The sequence below is a fragment of the Micromonospora sp. NPDC052213 genome, from assembly GCF_040679695.1.
GTDB lineage: Bacteria > Actinomycetota > Actinomycetes > Mycobacteriales > Micromonosporaceae > Micromonospora.
In genome coordinates, this window is sequence record NZ_JBFAVI010000019.1 from 19,761 (window position 1) to 36,852 (window position 17,092).

The following is a 17,092-nucleotide window of genomic DNA, read 5'->3' on the forward strand; positions in this document are numbered from 1 at the left end:
ACCTGACTTTCGTGGGTGACGACGCGGGTGGTGGGCTTTGTAGCCTGGGCCGCGTGGCAGGTTGGTGGCGCGGCGGGCGGCGGCTGTCTTTTCTCCGCTCCGGCGGGCCGCCCTCCGGCGGGTGGGCCGGGTACGCGCGACGGCGTCGGCCAGGGGGATCGTGGGTGGAGGCCCTGTCCGACGTGTCGCTCTGGGCGGTCCTGTCGGCGCCGATCGCCTGGGACCTGGTCGTCGCCCCGACCGGCCCGTACGCCGGCTGGCGGCTGGCGGGCTCGCTCCTGCTGATGGCCCTCGCGGTGGTGGTCAGCCGGCACCACCCGACGGTCTCCCTGCTCATCGTCGTGGTGCCGACCGCGTTCGAGGGCAACTTCGTGTTCGCCGTTCCGGTGATGAGCTACCTGGTGGGTCTGCGGATGCCCCGGGCCCGGCCGGCCGCGTACACGTTCGCCGCGATCGCGGCGGGCGGGACCGCGCTGACGGCCGGCGTCCTCGGCTCGGGCGTGACCACCTGGTTCTTCCTCACCACCACCCTGCTCTTCGTCGGGGTGTTCCCCTGGCTGGTCGGCCGCTACCGCCGCCAGCAACGGGCGCTCGTCCACGCCGGCTGGGAACACGCCGACCTGCTCGAACGGCAGCAGCGCGCCGCCGCCGAGCGGGTCCGGATGCGGGAGCGGACCCGCATCGCGCAGGACATGCACGACTCCCTGGGCCACGACTTGGCCCTGATCGCGTTGCAGGCCGGCGGGCTGGAGCTGGCCACCGATCTCGACGAGCGGCACCGGCGGGCGGCGGGGGAGCTGCGTGCCAGCGTCACCGCCGCGACCGAGCAGCTCGCCCAGATCATCGGCGTGCTCCGCGAGGACGGCGCGCCGGCTCCGACCCGGCCGGCCGCCGAAGGTGTCGCCGACCTCGTGGGGCGGGCCCGCGACGCCGGGATGCCGGTCCGGTTCAGCTGGGACGGGCCCGACACGCCGGCACCGCCGATGGTCGAGCGGGCGGTGTACCGGGTGGTCCAGGAGGCGCTGACCAACGCCACCCGGCACGCGCCGGGCGCCGCCGTGACCGTCGTGCTGACCCGCTCGGCCGAGCAGACGGTGGTGAGCGTGGTCAACGAGCCGCCGCCGGGCGATCTGCTGCCCGGCGTGTCCTCGACGGGTTCCGGCCTGCTGGGCCTGCGGGAGCGGGTACGGCTGGCCGGTGGTGCGCTGAGCGCCGGGCCACGAGGCGGCGGTTTCGAGGTCACCGCCCGCCTGCCCCACGCCGCCGGTGCCGCGTCGGTCGACGCCGACGAGGGCGTACGTCCGCTCCGGCCGGCGTCGGCGACCAGGTTGCGTGAGGCGCGGCGGCGGGTGCGGCGCAGCCTCGTGGTCGCGGTGACCGCCCCGGTGGTGGTCGCCGGCGTGCTGTCACTGGCCTACTACCCGTTCGCCACCTTCGACGCGGTCCTCGCTCCGGCGGACTTCGACCGGATGCGGATCGGTCAGCACCGCACCGAACTGCGGGGCCTGCTGCCGGACCGTCAGGTCGTCGAACGGCCGGACCCGGCGGACTGGCCGCTTCCCCCGGGCGGCTCCTGCGAGTTCTACACCGACGGCAACTTCCCCCTCGGCCAGGCCGCCTACCGGCTCTGCTTCGTCGAGGGTCGGCTGCTGACCAAGGACCGGATGTCCGACTGACGGCGGCCGGCGACGACGTGTCGCATCTTCGCCCGGCTCGGCGGGCGGAACCGGGTGCAGGCCGCGATCGTCGCGTACGGCGCCGACCTGATGGGCGACGCCGGGTGGCGGCGGTCCGCGTCGGACCGCCACCACCCCGGTCCCGGGTCAGGCGTCCCGGGACCGCAGCACCGCGTAACCGGCGAGCATCGCGGCGAGGGCCCACGCGGCGAGCAGGGCGAGGCCGGCCGCCGGCGGGTACGGATCGGCGTCGCCGCTCATGAAGTGGTGTCCGGCCACCCCCGGCAGCCCGTCGACGAGCCGGTTGACGAACTCGATGTCGAGGGCGCCGAGCGCGATCGGTACCACCATGAGAATCATGAACACGGTGGTCAGCGTGCCGACCGCGCTGCGCAGCGCCGTCCCGAGCCCGAGGGTGAAGACGCTGATCAACGACAGGTACGCGGCCACCGCCAGCACGTCGCCGACGGTTTCCGCCGCCCGGAACCGGCCCCACTCACCGAGCACCGGGTCGGCGACGGCAGAGCCCAGCGCGGCGAGCAGCGCGCCCACGACGAACGTGACCACGGCGACCACGGCGGTCTTGGCCAGCAGCAGTTGGCCCCGTGACGGGGTCCACTGCAGCGTGCTCCGGATCGTGCCGGTCGCGTACTCGGCGGTGATCACCAGCATCGCCAGCGCGAGCACCGTGAACTGCGCCAGGAGGACGGAGCTGATCGCGACGGTGCCGACACCGACCACCCCCGGGTCGTCGGCGGGGTCGGAGTTGGTGTTCTCGTTGACCACGTAGATGGCCTCCTGCCCGGCCGCCGCCGCCATCAGCAGGGCGCTGGCGAGCAGGTTCCACCAGACCGAGCGCACCGACCAGAGCTTGGTCCACTCGCTGGCGACGGCACCGGTCAGGCCGCCGCCGGTCGGGTCGCCGCGCCGGGCCGACCGGTCGGCGGCGGGCAGGGTTGTCGTGGCCGTCGTCATCTCCGCGCCCCCGATCGGGTGGTCGCCAGCGCGCCGTACTCGACGTCGTCGGCGGTCAGTTCCATGTACGCCTCCTCCAGTGACGCCTCGCGCACGCTCAACTCGTGCAGGCGTACGCCGATCTCGTGCGCCAGGTCGCCGACCTGCTCGACGCCGGCGCCGGTGACGACGAGCGCGCCGGCCGTCTCCTGCTCGACCGCGACGCCCGCCGCGACGAGCCGGCGCCGCAGCTCGGCCAGGCCGGCCGGTTGTGGGCTGCGCACCAGCACCGCCGTCGACGAACTGCCCCCGATGACCTCGGCCACCGGGGCGTCGGCGATGAGCCGGCCCTTGCCGACCACCACGAGTTGGTCGGCGGTGAGCTGCATCTCGCTCATCAGGTGGCTGGAGACGAAGACGGTCCGTCCCTCGGCGGCCAGGGACCGCATGAGCTGGCGGACCCAGCGCACCCCGTCCGGGTCGAGTCCGTTGACCGGCTCGTCGAACATCAGCACCCCGGGGTCGCCGAGCAGGGCGCCGGCGATGCCGAGGCGCTGGCCCATGCCGAGGGAGTACGCACCGGCCCGCTTGCCGGCGACGGTGGTCAGGCCCACCGTGGCGAGCACCTCGTCCACGCGTCGGGTGGGGATGCCGTTGCTGCGGGCCATCGCCAGCAGGTGGTTGCGTGCGCTCCGCCCCGGGTGCACCGCCTTGGCGTCGAGCAGCGCACCGACCTCGCGCAGCGGATGCCGCAGGGTCGCGTACCGCCGGCCGCCGATGAGCGCCTCGCCGGCGGTGGGCCGGTCCAGACCGACGATCATGCGCATCGTGGTGGACTTCCCCGCCCCGTTCGGGCCGAGGAAGCCGGTGACCCGGCCCGGGGCGAGGTCCAGGGTCAGGTTGTCGACGGCTGTCGTCGCGCCGAAGCGTTTCGTCAACCCGCGTAATGTGATCATTGTTCTCCCGGTGAAGGTGTCATCTCGGCGTCGACGCTAGGAATCGGCCGGGCGCGACACCGCCGCCGATCGGCATCAGCCGGCCCTGACGAAAGTCAGGACCCGGGTGCGCCCGCCGTCGAGAAGCACGGGGCCGAACCGGTGGTCCGTGACCGGCCGACCTGCCGTCCACTGTGGTTCTCCCCGGCCCGAGGCCCGCCGCCCCTGAGATTTCTCAGGGGCGACATGGTTACTTCCGGCAGATGCCGTCGACGGGCGCCCCGGGCGAGCCTTGCCGCATGCGAACGATTTCTCGACGATGGCTGTTGGGCGGCGTCGCGGTCGCGGTGTCGGTGGCGATGGTGCCGACCGCGCCGGCGGCTCTCGCCCTGGCCGCACCGGACCCGGGAGCAGGCGCGGCCCCGCCGCCCGCCACGAGCGCGCCGCTGCGGTTGCGTCTTCCCGCACCGACCGGCCCGCACCCCGTCGCCGCCACCGAACTGCATCTGGTCGACCACGGCCGGCCCGATCCGTGGGTGGCCGCCAAGCCGCGAGAACTCATGGTCACCGTCTGGTACCCGGCTCGCCCGGCGGGCGGCGAACCGCTCGCGCCGTACCTGCCGCCGCTGGCCGCGCAGCGGTACGGCGAGAATCTCGCCGGCACCCTCGGCATCCCCGCCGGGCAGGTCGACTGGGCCGGCATCACCACCCATGCCCGTGCCGGCGCGCCCGCCCGCGCCAGGCGCGGAGGATTCCCGGTGGTCGTGTACTCGCCCGGCGGCGAGCGGCCCCGCGCGGAGGGCACGGTCCTCGTCGGGGAACTGGCCAGCCGGGGCTACGTCGTGGTGACGGTCGACCACACGTACGAGGCGCCGGTCGTCGAGTTCCCCGGCGGACGCGTGGAGACGCAGCGCCTACCCGACCTGGAACCCGGCGACCTCATGCGCGCACAGATCCGCACCCGGATCCAGGACACCCGGTTCGTCCTCGACCAGCTCGCCGTCCTCGCCGGCGGCGGCAACCCCGACGCCGGCAAGCGCCCGCTTCCGCGCGGCCTCGGCGCCGCGCTGGACCTGTCCCGCGCGGGCATGTTCGGCCACTCGGCCGGTGGCTTCACCACTGCCGAGGCGATGCTCGCCGACCGGCGGTTGGACGCGGGAGCGGACCTGGACGGCAGCATGGCGTACGGCAGGGACGACCTCGGCGACGTGGCCGAGCACGGGCTGGATCGCCCGTTCCTGCTGATGGGCGCCGGTCTCGTCGGCGGCAGGCCGTACACCCATCTGGACGCCCCGGACTGGCGGTCGTTCTGGGCGAACTCGACCGGCTGGAAGCTCGACCTGTACGTCCCCGAGGGCCAGCACTTCACCTTCACCGACCATCAGGTGCTGCTGCCGCAGCTCGACGCGGCGTTCCCGCTGCCGGAGGGACTCGTCGCCGGCCTGATCGGCACCGTCGACCCGGACCGGATCGTCACCTCCCAACGCGCCTACCTCACCGCCTTCTTCGACCAGCATCTCCGCCAGCGACCCCGGGCGCTGCTCGACCGTCCGTCGCCGAGGCACCCCGACGTCACCTTCGTCCGCTGACCAACCGTCGAGGACGCCGCCGGCCCGTCAGGACGGGCCGGCGGCGTCGTCGGGCCCTACGCCCCAGCGCCTGCCGGCCGGGAACGGCGCTGTCCGTCGTCGCGCGGGACGTTGCGGCACCACCACGAGCCCGTAGTGGTAGTTGGCCATCTGAATCGTGGGCTGTCGTCACGGGTGACGGTCGGCTGGGAACCGGGCGGCGCTGCCTGCCGCCGCTGACCCTGCCGGTGAGGCCGCTCGCAGGCTGTGCCAGCCTGCGGACCCTCATTTCTCGATGCTGCCGGCGCATGGTCGATTCCTCCCCGGTTCGCTGGCCGGGCGGCCAGGCGTGCGCCGGGGATAGGGCTGGCCGTACCTCGAAAGACTCCGGGCAGCCTCACTGCGGCGGGCTGAAACGCGGGCTTTGCTGGAGCCATGCAGAAAGATCGCGGGGGCGCCCGGAATCCGGGTGGCGGTGACATGATCCGGCTGGATGGCGTCAGCAAGCGGTACGGGTCGGGCACCGCCAAGGTGACGGCGCTGGACGAGGTGACGGTGGGTTTCGCCAGCGGCACCCTCACCGCCGTCATGGGCCCGTCCGGCTCCGGCAAGAGCACGTTGCTGCAGTGCGCGGCCGGGCTGGACCGGCCGACGGCCGGCAAGGTCCGGCTGGGGGACAACGACCTCGGCCTGATGTCCGAGACCGAACTGACTCTGCTGCGTCGCGATCGGATCGGCTTCGTCTTCCAGTCTTTCAACCTGCTCCCGTCGTTGACCGTCGAGCAGAACGTGGCACTGCCGCTGCGGCTGGCCGGTCGTCGACCGAGCCGGTCGGAAATCCGGGCGGTGCTGGCCGGCGTCGGGCTGGCCGATCGGCACCGGCACCGACCCGCCGAGTTGTCCGGCGGGCAGCAGCAGCGGGTGGCGATCGCGCGGGCGATCGTCACCCGGCCGCAGGTGCTGTTCGCCGACGAGCCGACCGGCGCGCTGGACTCGGCAACCGGCCGGGACGTCCTGCGGCTGCTGCGGGAGCTGGTCGATCGGGACGGGCAGACGATGGTGATGGTGACCCACGACCCGATCGCCGCCGCGTACGCCGACCGGGTGGTCTTCCTGGCGGACGGCCGCCTCGCCGACGAGTTGGCGCAGCCCGACGCCCGGTCGGTCGTCGAGCGGATGGCCGGGCTGGAAACGGCCGGCGCATGCTGACCCTGTCCCTTCAGACGCTCAAGGCGAGGTGGACCACGTTCGTCGGGTCGTTCCTGGCCCTCGCTCTCGGGGTGTGCCTGCTGACCATCACGGGTCTCAGCCTGGCGGCGACCCTCGGACGCGATCAGGCAACCGACTGGTACGCCAACGCCGACCTGGTCGTCACCGGCAGCGACACGGTGACGGTCACCTACGGCGCCGGCGACGCGGCGGTCCAGGAGACGACAACGACAGCCGACGCGGCCCCGGTACCGGCCGACATCCCGGCGCGCATCGCCGCCATGCGCGGGGTCGACGAGGTGGTGGTCGACCGTCGGGTCCCGGTGCACGTGGACGGCTGGGACGGCTACGCCCGACCCTGGTCCAGCGCCGCGATGCACCCGTACTCCCTCCTTGCCGGCGGTCCACCGACAAGCGGCGAACACGTCGTGCTGGGCAGCGGGGCCTCCGCGTCGCCCGGGGAGCGCATCGTCCTGCAGACCCCCGCCGGTCCCCGCGCGATGACCGTCGCGGGCGTGGTGGACGACGACGCAGGTGCGATCTATCTCAGCGACGACACGGTCGACGAGTTGGCCGGCGGTCGCATCGAGGCCGTGGCGATCCGGATGGCCGACGGTGCCAGGGCGGTTGACCTGGCGCAGCGGATCTCCCGGCCCGGCCTGCGGGTGCTGACGGGAGACGCCCGATCCCTCGCGGAACCCGACCGCCACGGCGACAAGCTCGCGTTCGCCTCCTCGCTCCTCGGCTCCACCACCGGCGTGGCCGCGTTCGTCTCGGTCTTCGTCGTGGCCGGGACGTTCTCGTTCGCAGTCGTGCAGCGCCGGCGGGAGTTCGCCCTGCTGCGGACCGCCGGGGCCACGCCTCGGCAACTGCGGCGACTGGTGCTCGGCGAGGCACTGGCGGTGGGCGTGTTGGCGTCGGCCACCGGCGGCGCCCTGGGGACCGTCGTGGCGGCACCGTTCGCCTCCTGGCTCGCCCGGGTCGGCCTCGCGCCACCCGGCTTCACCGCGCGGCCCGTGTGGTGGCCGTTGGTTGCGGCGATGGGCGTGGGACTGCTCGTCGCCCTGACCGGGGCCATGGTCGCCGCGCGGCGGGCGGCGCGGGTTCGGCCCCTCGACGCGATGCGGGAGGCGGCAGTCGATCGGCGGGTGATGACCGTCGGACGGTGGATCTTCGGGCTGCTGAGCCTTGCCGGTGCCGGAGCCCTGCTGGCGGCCGTGCCCGCCAGCGGACCCGACGGGCTGGGCCTGCTCCTGGTCGATGCGCAGCTCGCGCTGATCGCCGCGGCGTTGCTGGCCCCGGTGCTCGTTCCACTGTTCGTCCGGGTGGTCGGCTGGCCGCTGCCGGGCAGCACCGGGCAGCTCGCCCGCTGCAACGCCCTCGCCGCCAAGCGGCGCACGGCGTCGACGGCCACGCCGATACTGGTCACCATCGGTCTCGCCGCCACCACCCTGGCGGCTACCGCGACCCTGTGGGAGACACAGCAGCGGTCGGCCCAGGACCGCATCACCGCCGCCACGGTGGTCACCCCCGCCAGCTCCGCCGGAATCGGGGAGGCCACGGTGACGGCCCTCGGGCAGCAGCCCGGGGTACGCGCCGCCGTTCCCGTCCGGAGTGCGGAGGCGTACGTCCGACGCGATGACCAGATCGAGGGTCTTCCGGTGATGTACGTCGGCGCCGGCGTGACCGAAGTGCTGAACCTGCCCACCCTCGCCGGTTCGGTCGATGCCGTCCACCAGTACGGCGGCGCCGATGGCAGGCCCGTGCCGGTGGCGGTGAGCCGGTCCGCGAAGTGGTCGCTCGACGACGTCGTCTCGATATGGCTGGCTGACGGCACACCCGTGCGGCTGCGGGTGGCGGCGGTGCTCGACGATTCGCTCGACCTGGACCGGACGCTGCTACTGCCCTGGGACCTCGGCCGGCAGCACGGCCCTCGCCGTGGCGCAGACGCGGTGTATCTCGCCCGTGACTCCGCGGTGCCCCACGGCGACGCCGCGCTCGACCGGGTCGCCACCGCAGGCGGCTCCACGATCGTCCCCGTGGCCGACCACGTGTCGGCGGCCCACGCCGAACAGGACCGCATGAACCGCCTCGCCCTCCTGGCGCTGCTCGGCATGGCACTGCTCTGCGCCACGATCTCCATCGCGAACACACTGATCATGGCGGCCGCCGATCGGAGGCGAGAATTCGCTCTGCTCCGGCTGGCCGGCGCCACGCCGCGGCAACTGCTGCGGACCGTCGCCACCGAGGCGGCGCTGATCGCGGTTGCGGCAACCGCTCTGGCCGGGACACTGGCGGCCGGCACGCTCGTCGGTCTGCGGGCCACGCTGGTCCCGCTGACCCCGCACCCGCAGATCGTCGTGCCATGGGCAACCATCGGCGCGATCACCGCCGTCTGCCTCGGTGTCGCCGTCCTCGCCAGCTTGGTACCCGCCGCGCTGGCGCTGCGGACACCGGCCGCCCGGCTCGCCGCAGCGCGAGAATGAACCGGGTGTTCGAGCTGTTCCGGCCTGGGCCGACGGGGGTCCGGACAAAAACTTGCCAGAAGAAGGGAGAACAAGGTCGTCGAGGCGGCGACCGCGACATGGCGGCAACGGCGCGTCGTGCAGCATCCGTGCGGCGGCACCGGCCGCGGCCCACGCCGCCGGCGACGCGGTCGACGGTTCGCCGAGGCGGCCGAGTGCCCTCCCGGGGAGCGCGGCGAGCGCGAGTACGGGCGGCTTGCGCCACAGGATCTCCGGAGTGGGGGTCGGCGCCATGGTCATCGCCTCGCCCTCGACGTCGGTGCGGGTCTGATCGGCGTCGAACTTCAGGAACACGTCGCCGACGCACAGGGTCGCGCGCTCGTGATGGGCGACGACGGCCTCGACCTCTTCCACGTCGGCAAGTGTCGCGGAGATGACCATCGACGTCACCGGCTTTCTGCATGGCGAGGCCGGTACGGGCGCCGGGGTGACCACTCACGTGCCGCCGTCAGCTGACGGCGCTGGACAAGGAGTCGCTCAACGCGCTCGGGCGGGCGCTCGGGCGGCCGGCCTCGACGATCAAGCGCGAAATCGACGACCACGCCAGGGACACCCTTCTCGTGGCGTGGCGCAGGCTGGCTACGGTACCGACGGCGCCACTGCCGTGGTTGCTCGGCGTGCCAGGCAACCGTGACGGCGGTGCAGATGATTTCTTCATGCGAGTTCGGGCCGGAGGTAAGTGGGCCGAGGGGCTCAGGCGTGTACGGGACGTGGGACACGAGCAAGCACAGTTCGCAGAGTTCTATCGGGTCCACCGGGCCGCCTGCGCGCGGGCGGTGGTGGCCAGCACGGGCGACCGCGAGGGCGCTGAGGACCTGGTGGCAGAGGCGTTCACCAGGGCCTGGATGTCCTGGCGGAAGGTCAGCCGGCACCCGGCTCCCCAGGCGTGGGTGGTGCGTACCGCCCTGAACGTGCGGGTGTCGGCCTGGCGGCGCCGCCGCCGCGAGGTCGCCCTGGCTGACGGGCACGACGTGGCGGTCGGCCAGGACGCCGGGGGCGTGGACGCGGCGCTGATGGCGGCGCTGCGACGGCTGCCTGCCCGCCAGCGAGAGGTGATCGCGCTACGGGCGTTCCTGGACCTGGACACCGAGACCACCGCTCAGGTGCTCGGCATCGCTGCGGGAACTGTCACCGCTCACCTGTCCCGGGCCGTCGCGACGCTGCGCGGCCAGTTGGTACCCGCCGAGACTCAGGAGATCAAGCAGTGAGAGACCAAGACGTACTGCGTGCGGTGGCGGACGGCCTGTCCGGCCTGGACATGGATCGGCCGGCGGAGGACATCATCGCCGCGGGCAATACGCGGCGCCGACGGCGGCTGGCCGCAGTGACCGCGGCCGGGGTGATGCTCGCCGGGCTGGCCTTGGCCGTGCCGGCGCTCACCGACTCGGGACCCGCCTCGCCGCCGTCCGCGGAGCGGCCGGCCAGCATGGCTCCGACGCAGCTGGTCGCCTTCTCCGTGGCCAGCAAGCCCGACGGGACGGTGCTACTCACCCTGTCGAAGAAGCAGTTCGCCGACCCGGACGCGGTTCGAAAGGCGCTGTCCGAAGCCGGCGTGCCGGCGGAAGTCAGGGTCGGCTCAATCTGCCACTCCGTGCCCCCGCCCCGACCTAATGATCGTATCTTCCCCTCGCATAGCGAGGCGGATGCGGACACTCTTCTGGTGATCAACCCGTCGGCCATTCCGAAGGGCGCGGTGGTGAGCATCGGGTACAAGGACTCGTCCCACGGCCCGGTCGTGTTCGGCCTGGCCTGGAAGAACCGGATGACCTGCAGCAACATGTGATCATCCTGGCCGCCGTACCCCTCGTCGAGCAGCTCCGGCGGCAGCGAGCCGCACGACAGAGATCGCACACCCGCCGCTGAAGACGCTCATCGGCGTGCGGTGCGGACCGCTCAAGTCCGCACCGCACGCGCCAGGTCTGCGCGCTCGAAAATCCGGCGTGTTCTGTCGGGAACGAGGAATCAACACGCATCGCCGACCGAAACAGTGGGCCCTCTGCAGCAGGGCCATTGCTCTCCAGCGGACGCCAAGCCGGGTCAACCCGTGCCAACGCGGGTCACCGCAGCCCGACCGCCGGCCGCAAACCCGGGTTCGTGTGCTCGGGGTGTTGTCCTGGGCTGGGAGAACGGGGGTGCGGAGAACGGGGGTGAACGTGGGCCACTCCCTGCCACCCCAGGTGAACGCCCCGGTCGCTAGACTAGGCCCTCGCGCCCTCGTAGCTCAGGGGATAGAGCAACGGTTTCCTAAACCGTGTGTCGCAGGTTCGAATCCTGCCGGGGGCACCAGGTTACAGCCTTGATCACCGATCACCGTTCCACCTTCGGGCTGCGTGCCCGTTACGTGCCCGGTCGCCTCGCCACTTTGACCTGCTCACGTTTAGGTGCCGAGCCACCTCAGCATCGTGGCCGTCGGTCGCGTAGAGACGAGAGCCCCGCCGACCGCACCGCGGTGCGTCCCGTCAAACAGCTTGCCTCCCGTGCGACGTCGCCGACACCATGGGCCGCATGCGGATCGAGATTCGCTCCCTGATTGCCGACGACTGGCCCCGACTCTGGCCGATGCTGAAGGACATGGGCGTGAACGGTGAGCACCCCGACGCCCAACGCGAGCGGTACGTCCAACTGGTCGCGGACCCCCGGTGGGTCATCCTTGGCGCGGATGCCGACGGCGAACTGGCGGGATATGCGGCTGTCCAGGACCACGGTCCGCACCTTCGATCGGGCGACGATCACCGGGTTGCCCGACTGCACGATCTCTATGTGCGTCCCGACCTTCGTTTGGGCGGGGTGGGACGCGCCTTGATGACGGTGGTGTCGCGGTGGGCGAGACAACGGGTGCGGTATCTGGAGTGGCAGGCTCACCGGGAACGCGCAGCGCCCTTCTACGAACGCCTCGGATACCAGGGCGAGCCATGTCCTCAGCCCGACTACCCGACGTTCGAAATTGACTTTCGGTCGACCTCCGGCGCTGGGGCTGGACCATCGGCCGGGCCTTTCCCCGGCCGGTGACCGCGAGGGGCAGCGGCCACGAGGGGTGCCGTTCTGCAGCCCTCCGCGCAGGACAAGTGCCACGACCCGGGGCGCCTGGGCGGCCTTGTTCCCCAGCTCGGAGTGCGGAGGGGCCGCAGTCACACCGACGGGCAAGGCCCTGTCGCCGTCCGCCGGTCAGGCTTGCTGTCGATCTCATGGTCGCGCGAGTGCCCGCTCCACGCCTCGGCGCATCCGTCGCGATGCACCCGGTAGGCCATGCAGGCGGCGAACCTCATGAGGCTCCAGCTCTCGTCGGCCGGCTAGCGCGATCGCTGCGGCATACGGCCTGGCATCGGGTTGACGTAGCAGGACTTCGATCTCCTGTAGGACCTTGAGCAGGAGGCCTCGGCCCGCGTGTGGGTGTTGGGCGACGAGCCGGAGCAGGTGGTGGCGGTCCCACCGGTCGAACTCGCCACCGAGTATCTCGGTGAGGGTTGCCGCGCCGGTGCGGATGTCCTTGGCGACGGCCAGCCGCACGAACGAGTAGGAGCTACGGGCAAGGGTGTGCAGCCCGTCCTGATCGATTCGTGGGTCCGAGACGAGGTCCAGATAGTCCCGCGGTGTGCGTGCGTGCGGAAGCAGCGTGTCGATATTCACCACCCGGTCCCTCCCCGCGTCGCTCGGACGGCGTCAAGGCCGCTTCGCGTCGCGTCGCTACCGTGACGGTCTGCGGCAACCCTCGACCCCTGTGCGCACAGATATCCTGCTCGTATCAGACTTCGATTCGAAGCCAGTCATTGCCAGCGCGAAGCCAGAGGCTGCCGTCGCGGCCCTGACCACAGTGCAGGACAACACGGCCGGGCACCCGCATCCTGCGCCGGTCGGTCACGCTCCAGGTGGCGTCGACCAGTTCGGCGCTGACAACTTCGACCGATCGCTGATTGTGGTCGCGCCGGGTCAGGATCGCGCGGTTGCCTCGTACGGCGAATCCGTCCGGGCCGTGCACGGGGCTTGGCCAGCTGGTCACTTCACCGGTGGAGGGGGTGACCCGTGTGAGGAAGGTGCCGGCGCGGCTGCTGCCGGAATTCCAGACCAGCCATACCTGGTCGCCCTCCGTGGCGGCGGTGCAGCCCTGCAACGGCAGGTCAGGAAGACAGCTTCCGGGAGGCGGATCACCAGTACGCCGTCGAACGGACCCTTCGGGCTCCATCCCACCCAGCCCTTGACGTAGCGGCTTCGACGTAGGTGCCGTCGATGGACGAGCAGGACAGCAAGCTCACCTGTCGGGCCGACTGTCCACCACAGAGGGCGTCGCCCTGCCCAGAGATCCGCGGTCGGCAGCTTCCATACCCGATGAGCCTTGACGCGCGGACACAACACCCCCGAATCTTCAGCAGCACGCAGCGTAGGTGCGAGCAGTGTAGTGATGCCGCGGCTGGGGCGGTGCCCGCCGCTGGTGGTCTCCGGGGAGCCTCCTGGAACTCGACGCGCGGCACGACGGACGGGGCCACGTGTCGCTCGGTGTCACGCTGCGCGAGCCGGGGCCGGGTCATGACGACAGCGGCTGGTCGGCCCGTTCGGCGTTCGACCTGGAGGCCGGTGGGGAGTTGATCCGCTTCGCGGCGGACCCGCGCGACTTCCTCGGTGTTCCGGGCCGCCGGTCGGGGTTGACCTCAAGCGGGGTTGAGGTAGTCGGATGGGGGCATGCGTGCGATTCAGCTTCACGAGTTCGGTCCCCCGGGAAACCTGGTGCTCGACGACGTGCCGGACCTGTCGCCCGGCCCCGGTCAGGTACGGATCGCGGTGTCGGCGAGCGGCGTGCACCTGCTCGACACGAGCCTGCGTCGGGGCGAGTCGGGCGGCCCGACGCCGCTGCCCGACCTGCCCACCATCCCCGGGCGGGAGGTCGCCGGCGTCGTGGACGACCTGGGCGAGGGCGTCGACGGGTCGTGGCGCGGCAAGCGGGTCGTCGCGCACCTGGGCATGGTGCCGGGCGGGTACGCCGAACAGGCGGTCACCTCGGTCGAGTCGCTCTACGCCGTACCGCGGAATCTGACCTGCGCCGAGGCGGTGGCGGCGGTCGGGACGGGGCGGACGGCGCTCGGCATCTTCGACCTGGAGACGCCGACGGCGGACGACGTCGTCTTCGTCCCGTCGGCGGCCGGTGGGGTGGGCTGGCTGCTGGTGCAGGCGGCGCGGACGACCGGCGCCACCGTGGTGGCGGCGGCGCGTGGCGCCGACCGGACGGCGGCGCTGCGCGACCTCGGCGCGGACATGGTGGTGGACTACGGGCTGCCGGACTGGACGGATCGGGTGCGGGAGCAGGTGGGCGGCCTGAGCCTGGTCTACGACGGGGTGGGCGGCGCGGTGGGTCGGGCGGCTCTGGAGCTGCTGAGGCCGGGCGGCCGGTTCATGATGTTCGGCTGGTCGGCCGGCGAGGCGACCCGGGTCGGGACGGACGACGTCATCGGGCGCGGCCTGACCGTGGGCTGGCTGGGGCAGCGGATGCGCGCCCTGCCCGGCGGCATCCCGGCGCTGGCCGCCCGGTCGCTGGAGCTGGCCGGGAAGGGCTGGTGGCGCCCGTTGGTCACGACCTATCCGCTGGCCGACGCCGCCACGGCGCACGCCGACCTGGAGGGGCGCCGGGCGCTGGGCAAGGTGGTGCTGACCGTGGAGCGTTGACCGGGCACCCGGCCGCCCCGCGCGTCGTCGGCGGGGCGGCCGGGTGGGCGGTCGTCAGAGCGCGGCGCGGATCGCCTCGGCCAGCGTGGTCGGCTGCCGGCCGATCAGCTTCGCGAGGTCGTCGCTCTCGACGTCCAGGTCGCCCTGGGCGATGCCCCGGTCGCCGTCCGCGAGCACCTCCGCGTACGCCTGCGGCACGCCGGCGCCGGCGAGCACCTCGGTGTACTTCTCGACGGCGAGGTCGGTGTAGCCGACCTGGCGACCGGTCTGCCGGGACAGCTCCTCGGCCAGCTCGGTCATGGTGATCGGCGCGCCGGCCAACTCGTACACCCGGTCGGCGTGGCCCTCGGTGGTGAGCACCGCCGCCGCGGCCTCCGCGTAGTCGGCGCGGGTGGCGACGCCGATCCGGCCGTCGCCGGACGCGCCCACGACACCGTGCTCGAGGTACGTGGGCAGCTGCGGGAGGTAGTTCTCGACGTACCAGTTGTTGCGCAGGAAGACGTACGGCAGACCGGAGGAGCGGATCTCCTGCTCCGTCGCGCGGTGCTCGGTGGCGAGGATGAGGCTGGAGGTGTCGGCCTTGGCGATGCTGGTGTAGACGACCAGCCCGACGCCGGCCTCCTTGGCGGCGGCGACGACGTTGCGGTGCTGCTGCACCCGCTGCCCGACCTCGCTGCCGGAGACGAACATCAGCTTCTCGGCCCCGGCGAGGGCGGCGCGCAGCGAGTCGGGGTCGCTGTAGTCGGCCCGCCGCACCGTCACGCCGCGCGCGGCGAGGTCGGCCAGCCGGTCGGTGTCCCGGCCGAGCGCCACGACCTGCCCGGCGGGTACGCCCCGGCGCAGCAGCGAGTCGACGATCAGGCGGCCGAGGCGGCCGGTGGCGCCGGTGACGACGATGGACATGGGCACTCCTTGCGTACGTGCGGGATGGTGTCTGACGTCATCGGCAACGGGAATGCGAGCGCGATACTTCCCGTTGGAGAGTAGGCACCTTGAAGTGCGTGACTTACCGATGGAGAGTGCGATGCACCCGAACGTCTACGCCCGCAACTGCGGCAGCCGGCAGGTGCTGGACCGGATCGGCGACCGGTGGAGCGTCCTGGTCGTGCTCACCCTCGCCGACGGCACGAGGCGCTACGGCGAGCTGGCCCAGCGGATCGAGGGGGTGAGTCAGAAGATGCTCACCCAGACCCTGCGGGCGCTGGAACGCGACGGCCTCGTGACCCGGACGGTGCACGCGAGCGTCCCGCCGCGGGTCGACTACGCGCTGACCGACCTCGGCCGCAGCCTGCTCGACCTGGTCGCCGGGCTCGAGTCCTGGGCCACCACCCATCTCGACGAGGTGGAGGCCGCCCGCGCCCGCTACGACGCCGAGCCTCGCTAGGCCGCCGGACGGGGCGCGGGCGTGTGTCGGGCAGGGCGGCCGACGGCGCCGCGAGAAGGCCGGCCCACCGCGAAGGCCGGCCTCCGGATGTAACGAGATTCGCTGACAAGACGCTGCGCTTGCAGCCCGCGAATATTCCCAGCTCCGGGAATAGGCTCCGCATATCGACGGCCGCCACCTGCGGCCATCGCGTACCGCGCGTCGGACGCGGATCGAGGGGGCGCGTCCGGCGCCGGTGCCGCTTCTCGTTTCACACCGGAGGACCCTGTGCGTCGTACCGCACTCTTCGCCACACTGACCACCGCGGCGCTCGCCGCGGCCGTCGTCGCCGCCACACCGGCATCCGCGATCAACACCTACAACGCCCTGCCCGCCCCGGAGCGCACCGAGGTCGGCGCCCTGATCGTGCAGTGGGACCGCGACGGCGATCCCGGCACGCCGGACGTCGTGGACTGGTACTGCTCCGGCACCATGATCGACCGCGACGTCTTCCTGACCGCGTCGCACTGCACCACCGACTGGTCGCCGGGCGCCCGCTTCTACGTCTCGCTCGCCCAGGACGTGGAGGCGGAGCTGGCCGCCGCGAAGGCCGCCGGGCTCAGCCCGGCGCAGGTGGCCGCCGCCGTCGGCGTCGAGGGCACCGAGCACGTCCACCCCGACTACCCGGGCAACTCCGCCGACTCGCACGACATCTCCGTGGTCACCCTCGACACCGCGCAGGCGGCCGAGCTGGACCGGCGCTGGGACTTCACCCCGGCCACCCTGCCGACGGCCGGCCAACTCGGCGCGCTCGGCTCCCGGGCGCTCGACGCGGCCCGCTGGGAGGTCATGGGGTACGGCACGGCGGAGGCCCAGCGCGAGCCCGGCGGGCACGTCCACCCGGGCGGCGGGGTGCGGATGAAGGCGGAGGTCGGCTTCGCCGCGCTCAACAACACCTGGGTGCGGCTCGCCATGAACGAGAGCCGCGACTACGGCGGAGCCTGCTACGGCGACTCGGGCGGCCCGAACTTCGTCACCACCGGCGGGCAGCGGCTCCTCGCCGCCACGACGATCACCGGCGACGCCCCCTGCTACGCCACCAACGTCACCTACCGGCTGGACAGCGACAGCGCCCGCGACTTCCTGGACGACTTCGTCGACCTGCCCTGACGGCGGAACGCGGCGGCGGCCGGCGGGACCATCGCCGGCC

At 72.6% G+C, this 17,092-nt stretch carries 15 protein-coding genes, 1 tRNA gene and 1 pseudogene; 12 read left to right on the forward strand and 5 right to left on the reverse strand.

Annotated elements, in window-relative coordinates:
* Positions 1 to 164 precede the first annotated feature (164 nt).
* Positions 165 to 1,676: a histidine kinase gene (locus tag AB0L34_RS07655; RefSeq protein WP_363702809.1), complete on the forward strand. Its 1,512-nt coding sequence runs from the start codon at positions 165 to 167 to the stop codon at positions 1,674 to 1,676.
* A 147-nt stretch (positions 1,677 to 1,823) separates the two neighbouring features.
* Here AB0L34_RS07655 and AB0L34_RS07660 read toward each other — a convergent pair whose 3' ends face one another.
* Positions 1,824 to 2,651 (reverse strand): ABC transporter permease, encoded by an 828-nt coding sequence (locus AB0L34_RS07660; RefSeq protein WP_363702811.1) that lies wholly within the window; start codon positions 2,649 to 2,651, stop codon positions 1,824 to 1,826.
* The gene (locus tag AB0L34_RS07665; protein WP_357453129.1) at positions 2,648 to 3,586 is read right to left on the reverse strand and encodes an ATP-binding cassette domain-containing protein; all 939 of its coding nucleotides are present in this window, start codon (positions 3,584 to 3,586) and stop codon (positions 2,648 to 2,650) included. The genes AB0L34_RS07660 and AB0L34_RS07665 overlap by 4 nt, the downstream gene beginning before the upstream one ends.
* Positions 3,587 to 3,864: 278 nt before the next feature.
* Here AB0L34_RS07665 and AB0L34_RS07670 point away from each other — a divergent pair, with 278 nt between their 5' ends.
* From AB0L34_RS07670 to AB0L34_RS07700, 7 genes are all read left to right on the forward strand, one after another.
* Positions 3,865 to 5,154 (forward strand): lipase, encoded by a 1,290-nt coding sequence (locus AB0L34_RS07670; protein WP_363702813.1) that lies wholly within the window; start codon positions 3,865 to 3,867, stop codon positions 5,152 to 5,154.
* A 459-nt stretch (positions 5,155 to 5,613) separates the two neighbouring features.
* Positions 5,614 to 6,342 (forward strand): ABC transporter ATP-binding protein, encoded by a 729-nt coding sequence (locus AB0L34_RS07675; RefSeq protein WP_363702815.1) that lies wholly within the window; start codon positions 5,614 to 5,616, stop codon positions 6,340 to 6,342.
* Complete coding sequence (locus tag AB0L34_RS07680) at positions 6,336 to 8,828, forward strand: ABC transporter permease (RefSeq protein WP_363702817.1); 2,493 nt, start codon at positions 6,336 to 6,338, stop codon at positions 8,826 to 8,828. The genes AB0L34_RS07675 and AB0L34_RS07680 overlap by 7 nt, the downstream gene beginning before the upstream one ends.
* Before the next feature lie 749 nt (positions 8,829 to 9,577).
* The gene (locus AB0L34_RS07685) at positions 9,578 to 10,075 is read left to right on the forward strand and encodes a sigma-70 family RNA polymerase sigma factor (protein WP_363702819.1); all 498 of its coding nucleotides are present in this window, start codon (positions 9,578 to 9,580) and stop codon (positions 10,073 to 10,075) included.
* Positions 10,076 to 10,098: 23 nt separating this feature from the next.
* Positions 10,099 to 10,650, forward strand: coding sequence for a hypothetical protein (locus AB0L34_RS07690; protein ID WP_363702821.1), 552 nt, complete (start codon positions 10,099 to 10,101; stop codon positions 10,648 to 10,650).
* Between the two features lie 427 nt (positions 10,651 to 11,077).
* Positions 11,078 to 11,153: transfer RNA gene (locus AB0L34_RS07695), tRNA-Arg, on the forward strand.
* A 219-nt stretch (positions 11,154 to 11,372) separates the two neighbouring features.
* A complete protein-coding gene (locus AB0L34_RS07700) occupies positions 11,373 to 11,876 on the forward strand; it encodes a GNAT family N-acetyltransferase (protein WP_363702823.1) in 504 nt (167 codons plus the stop codon).
* Positions 11,877 to 12,050: 174 nt separating this feature from the next.
* Here the strand turns inward: AB0L34_RS07700 and AB0L34_RS07705 are convergent, their stop codons facing one another.
* The gene (locus tag AB0L34_RS07705) at positions 12,051 to 12,497 is read right to left on the reverse strand and encodes a hypothetical protein (protein WP_363702825.1); all 447 of its coding nucleotides are present in this window, start codon (positions 12,495 to 12,497) and stop codon (positions 12,051 to 12,053) included.
* 112 nt (positions 12,498 to 12,609) lie between these two features.
* Positions 12,610 to 13,047 (reverse strand): hypothetical protein, encoded by a 438-nt coding sequence (locus AB0L34_RS07710; protein WP_363702827.1) that lies wholly within the window; start codon positions 13,045 to 13,047, stop codon positions 12,610 to 12,612.
* Between the two features lie 232 nt (positions 13,048 to 13,279).
* Between AB0L34_RS07710 and AB0L34_RS07715 the strand changes: the two are divergent.
* Together AB0L34_RS07715 and AB0L34_RS07720 are read left to right on the forward strand one after the other, a co-directional pair.
* Positions 13,280 to 13,471: pseudogene (locus AB0L34_RS07715) on the forward strand (DUF6228 family protein); the annotation flags it as partial.
* A gap of 70 nt (positions 13,472 to 13,541) precedes the next feature.
* On the forward strand, positions 13,542 to 14,519 hold the full coding sequence (locus AB0L34_RS07720) for a zinc-binding dehydrogenase (RefSeq protein WP_363702829.1): 978 nt from the start codon (positions 13,542 to 13,544) through the stop codon (positions 14,517 to 14,519).
* Between the two features lie 54 nt (positions 14,520 to 14,573).
* Here the strand turns inward: AB0L34_RS07720 and AB0L34_RS07725 are convergent, their stop codons facing one another.
* Positions 14,574 to 15,422 carry an SDR family oxidoreductase gene (locus AB0L34_RS07725; RefSeq protein WP_363702831.1) on the reverse strand — a complete coding sequence of 283 codons (849 nt, stop codon included), beginning with the start codon at positions 15,420 to 15,422 and terminating at the stop codon, positions 14,574 to 14,576.
* A gap of 121 nt (positions 15,423 to 15,543) precedes the next feature.
* On the opposite strand from AB0L34_RS07725, the gene AB0L34_RS07730 reads away from it, so the two are divergent.
* Together AB0L34_RS07730 and AB0L34_RS07735 are read left to right on the forward strand one after the other, a co-directional pair.
* The gene (locus AB0L34_RS07730) at positions 15,544 to 15,903 is read left to right on the forward strand and encodes a helix-turn-helix domain-containing protein (RefSeq protein ID WP_363702833.1); all 360 of its coding nucleotides are present in this window, start codon (positions 15,544 to 15,546) and stop codon (positions 15,901 to 15,903) included.
* A 267-nt stretch (positions 15,904 to 16,170) separates the two neighbouring features.
* The gene (locus AB0L34_RS07735; protein WP_363702835.1) at positions 16,171 to 17,052 is read left to right on the forward strand and encodes a trypsin-like serine protease; all 882 of its coding nucleotides are present in this window, start codon (positions 16,171 to 16,173) and stop codon (positions 17,050 to 17,052) included.
* Positions 17,053 to 17,092: the final 40 nt, after the last annotated feature.

What these genes read in the sequence shown, in the direction of transcription:
- AB0L34_RS07660 (WP_363702811.1), bottom strand. Translation starts at nt 2,651, where the DNA reads ATGACGACGGCCACGACAACCCTGCCCGCCGCCGACCGGTCGGCCCGG.
- AB0L34_RS07665 (WP_357453129.1), bottom strand. Translation starts at nt 3,586, where the DNA reads ATGATCACATTACGCGGGTTGACGAAACGCTTCGGCGCGACGACAGCC.
- AB0L34_RS07670 (WP_363702813.1), top strand. Translation starts at nt 3,865, where the DNA reads ATGCGAACGATTTCTCGACGATGGCTGTTGGGCGGCGTCGCGGTCGCG.
- AB0L34_RS07675 (WP_363702815.1), top strand. Translation starts at nt 5,614, where the DNA reads ATGATCCGGCTGGATGGCGTCAGCAAGCGGTACGGGTCGGGCACCGCC.
- AB0L34_RS07680 (WP_363702817.1), top strand. Translation starts at nt 6,336, where the DNA reads ATGCTGACCCTGTCCCTTCAGACGCTCAAGGCGAGGTGGACCACGTTC.
- AB0L34_RS07700 (WP_363702823.1), top strand. Translation starts at nt 11,373, where the DNA reads ATGCGGATCGAGATTCGCTCCCTGATTGCCGACGACTGGCCCCGACTC.
- AB0L34_RS07710 (WP_363702827.1), bottom strand. Translation starts at nt 13,047, where the DNA reads ATGGAGCCCGAAGGGTCCGTTCGACGGCGTACTGGTGATCCGCCTCCC.
- AB0L34_RS07720 (WP_363702829.1), top strand. Translation starts at nt 13,542, where the DNA reads ATGCGTGCGATTCAGCTTCACGAGTTCGGTCCCCCGGGAAACCTGGTG.
- AB0L34_RS07725 (WP_363702831.1), bottom strand. Translation starts at nt 15,422, where the DNA reads ATGTCCATCGTCGTCACCGGCGCCACCGGCCGCCTCGGCCGCCTGATC.
- AB0L34_RS07730 (WP_363702833.1), top strand. Translation starts at nt 15,544, where the DNA reads ATGCACCCGAACGTCTACGCCCGCAACTGCGGCAGCCGGCAGGTGCTG.